General features: G+C 38.3%; 1 protein-coding gene and 2 pseudogenes. 1 reads left to right on the forward strand and 2 read right to left on the reverse strand.

The annotated features are described in order from the left end of the window. Positions 1-650: 650 nt before the first annotated feature. Together miaB and F6K22_RS35040 are read right to left on the reverse strand one after the other, a co-directional pair. Positions 651-2,005: pseudogene (miaB, locus tag F6K22_RS35035) on the reverse strand (tRNA (N6-isopentenyl adenosine(37)-C2)-methylthiotransferase MiaB). 48 nt (positions 2,006-2,053) lie between these two features. Then, a complete protein-coding gene (locus F6K22_RS35040) occupies positions 2,054-2,224 on the reverse strand; it encodes a hypothetical protein (RefSeq protein ID WP_293109087.1) in 171 nt (56 codons plus the stop codon). 1,106 nt (positions 2,225-3,330) lie between these two features. On the opposite strand from F6K22_RS35040, the pseudogene rbcL reads away from it, so the two are divergent. Next, a pseudogene (rbcL, locus tag F6K22_RS35045) lies at positions 3,331-3,821 on the forward strand (ribulose-bisphosphate carboxylase large subunit); the annotation flags it as partial.

The following is a 3,821-nucleotide window of genomic DNA, read 5'->3' on the forward strand; positions in this document are numbered from 1 at the left end:
CAGCTATGTTGTCAACACAAAAAACTTGAAAAATTTAATACCGATATGTGTTTATTTGCGGGTCGGCATTCCCCTCCCGTTAAATCAAAGATTATAACGGGAGACCCCTGCCGACATTTAGTTGGATAAAATTAGGACTTACGCAAAGACCATATATATAGAGTTCAAAAACTATAACGATATAGTTTTTTCCGCTATATGTAGTACCTCTGCGTAAGTCCTGAAAATATTAGACCTCTTCGGAAAAGAGGGAGCAGGGAGAAGGAGGAAAGAATTGATAATTTTTCCTTATAAGATTGATTTGATTTTTGATTATCGGAGATTTCTATTAAACATCTCCACATTAGCTGGACTTTAGAAAAAAATAGGTTAAAAATCAGCTCAAAACCTTATACAGTAATCTTTGAACCTAGAATCAACTGTTTTCTTGATATATCTAGGTTTTAGCTATTTTTAGCATTGTGAGGTATTTCCCTTGCTAATACTTGGTTTGAAGCCATTTTCGGTGTAAAAAATCTTAAAGTACAGTTAGGGTATGGTTTTACTAGAAAGAATTTTTATTATTTTATTTCAGTGATCGATCAAAATTGTGAAAGTAGAACTTTCTATCAGAATATGAGTCTTATTTATTAAACATACCCTTACAACTCCTAGACTTCCACAAATTGCCTGACTTCTCCTGTCAAACTAAACGGACGTACTTCAGTAATTTTCACCTTTACTAACTTACCTTTCAACTGATTAATATCCCCCTCAAAAAATGTCAGACGGTTTCCACGGGTACGACCCATAACTTGAGTAGAATTTTTAGGGTTTGTGTCTTCAACTAAAATTTCTTCAACACGACTCATATAACGTTGCGATCGCTCTGCTGCTTTTACCCCCACCAAATGATTCAACCTTTGCAGTCTGTCTGCTTTAGCTTCCTCACTCACTTGATTTTCCCATAAAGCTGCTGGAGTTCCCGGTCTGGGAGAATAAGCAGCAGTATTCAACTGGTCGAACCCAATATCCTCAACCAACTTCAGGGTATTCTCAAATTGTTCCTCAGTTTCTCCAGGAAAACCTACTATTGCGTCAGCACTAATAGAAGCATCTGGCATCAGTTCCCGAATTTTATCAATAATTCGGCGATATTTCTCATGGGTGTAACCTCTTGCCATCGCCTTCAATAATTCATTATCTCCAGACTGAAACGGAATATGAAAATGTTCGCAAACCTTGGGCAACTCAGCACAAGCTTTAATTAAACGTTCTGTGAAATAGCGGGGATGACTTGTCGCAAGCGAATACGTTCAACACCTGGTACATCATGCACATAGTAAAGTAAATCTGTGAATGTGTATTTATTGCGTCCTTCTGCTGTCACTCCCGGTAAGTCACGTCCGTAAGCATCAATATTTTGCCCTAACAATGTTATTTCTGGATAACCTTGTCGCCCCAACTCTTCCATTTCAGCGCGAATAGCTTCAGGATAGCGAGACTGCTCTACACCTCTCACGCTAGGAACAACACAATAGGTACAGTGTTCGTTGCAACCATAAATTATATTTACCCAAGCAGTAATATTACTATCCCGTCTGGGTTTAGTAATATCTTCGACAATATGAATGGGTTCTGTAGCGACTACTTGGTTGCCATTGAATACTTGTTCTAATAAGTCTTGCAAACGGTTAGCGTGTTGAGGTCCCATAACTAAGTCTAGTTCTGGTACCCGTCGCAGTAGTGCTTCTCCTTCTTGTTGAGCAACACATCCAGCAACAATGAGAGTAAGGTCTGGTTGTTGATGTTTGCGTTTTGCTTGTCTACCTAGATAGGAGTAAACTTTTTGTTCGGCATTGTCACGAATAGTGCAGGTGTTGTATAGAATGATATTGGCTTCGTTCGGGTCTTCTGAAGAGATGAGGCCCATATTATCTAGGATACCTGCCATGCGTTCGGAGTCAGCTTTGTTCATTTGACAGCCGAAAGTGGTAATGTGATAGCGACGGGGAGTTGTATTCATAATAAACTATTGGAATAAAATGATAGTATACAAGGGTTTAATATTATATCATAATTTGGTTGATTTTAGGGAAGCGATCGCATTAAGCTTTTCCAATAGATAGAGAGATTTCCATTCTACTGAACTTACCCTTTTTTTCAGATACTGTTTAGATAGAAAGAAACTATTTTGACATCCTCCCGACCCTGCTCTACGAGACGACGCGCGATTTCCTAGCATCACTGGTAGGGGCTTTCTGTTTCATACTACTACTGTCCATCTAATTTGCTTAGTGCAAGTCAAATTAAGGAAATATTTATATAGCAATCCTATTTTATTCCTGTCAAAAATCTTACTGCTTTTTAGGGAACACTTAACTCTTAACTCTTAACTGGTAAGAGTTTCAGTTTTTTTATTTACTTTTTGATTACCCGCAACCTATGCGCGGATTGCTATAGTCAAGAATAATCAGTTTTGCTGATTTTTATTTTTGTTATGAAAAAATGCAGATTAAATGTATACTAATTTAGTATTTTCACAGGATAGTTATTAATAGATAAATCCTAAATAATTAGCCCGCCATGAAAATTAATTTACCGATTTTTTGCTGTATTGGCTGGTAATTTTTTCTAGGAAAAAACGACTATTTTCTTGTAACCATTAGCCATACTTACTACAAAATATCAGAGTATAATTGCTTATACTACTTAATTATTAGAGTCTTGAGTTTTCCCTAGTCTGTAATTTTTTTTTGATCCCCTATAGCTTACTTAATCTTTAATCCTCTTGTCAGAAGTTAATTTTTTATTGCATATCTATGACTTTTTGTCAATGAGCAATTATGCACTTGATTTATTTCCAACTATTACTACAATAAAATTAAAAAATGTAACAAAAGGATTAAAAAAAGTTATTAATAAATAAATAATCTTTTAAGTAGAAAAGTTCTAATTCTTGATATTATCAAATATGTAATGCAAGACGCACTCAAGAAATGCGGTCGGCTTGACCGTTTCGGCTGTCGCCGACATGAAAATGCCTGTGGATGAGTAACCGCTGACGGCCTCAGGTAGGGACGTTCGCATTTTTGTTATGCAACGTCCGTACAACTAGATAAAATAAGACTGCTGGGCTAGCAGTGTCAGCGCCAGTCGCTCATGGGGGAGACCCCCAAGACCGCGCTGGCTTGTCTGTGGAGCGACCGTAAGACCAGAAAGAGGTTCGGCCTCAGAGGCAGGTGCGTTAGAAGCAGAAAGCCCTAATCCGCGAGGTTTAGGAATCCCGCGTTGTCGCGCCATGCGCAACGTCGGGAGGATGTCAAGAAGTAGATTCTTAGGAAATAAGATATGAGTTACGCTAAAACACAAAGTCAGTCTAAGTCTGGGTATCAGGCTGGAGTAAAAGACTATAAACTAACTTATTACACTCCTGATTACATACCAAAAGATACAGATGTTCTAGCAGCCTTCCGTATGACTCCTCAGCCTGGAGTTCCTCCAGAAGAAGCTGGAGCTGCAGTAGCTGCTGAATCTTCTACTGGTACTTGGACAACAGTATGGACTGACTTGTTGACTGACCTCGATCGCTACAAAGGTCGTTGTTATGATATTGAATCTGTTCCCGGTGAAGATAATCAATATATTTGCTATGTAGCTTATCCTCTAGATTTGTTTGAGGAAGGTTCTGTAACTAATATGTTAACCTCCATTGTAGGTAACGTATTTGGTTTCAAAGCACTACGGGCGCTACGTTTGGAAGATATGCGGATTCCTGTAGCTTACTTGAAGACTTTCCAAGGTCCTCCTCACGGTATTACTGTTGAGCGTGATAAGCTAAA

Origin of the sequence: Okeania sp. SIO2F4 (assembly GCF_010672385.1) — a bacterium.
Taxonomy (GTDB): Bacteria; Cyanobacteriota; Cyanobacteriia; order Cyanobacteriales; family Microcoleaceae; genus Trichodesmium.

What these genes read in the sequence shown, in the direction of transcription:
- F6K22_RS35040 (WP_293109087.1), bottom strand. Translation starts at nt 2,224, where the DNA reads ATGCTAGGAAATCGCGCGTCGTCTCGTAGAGCAGGGTCGGGAGGATGT.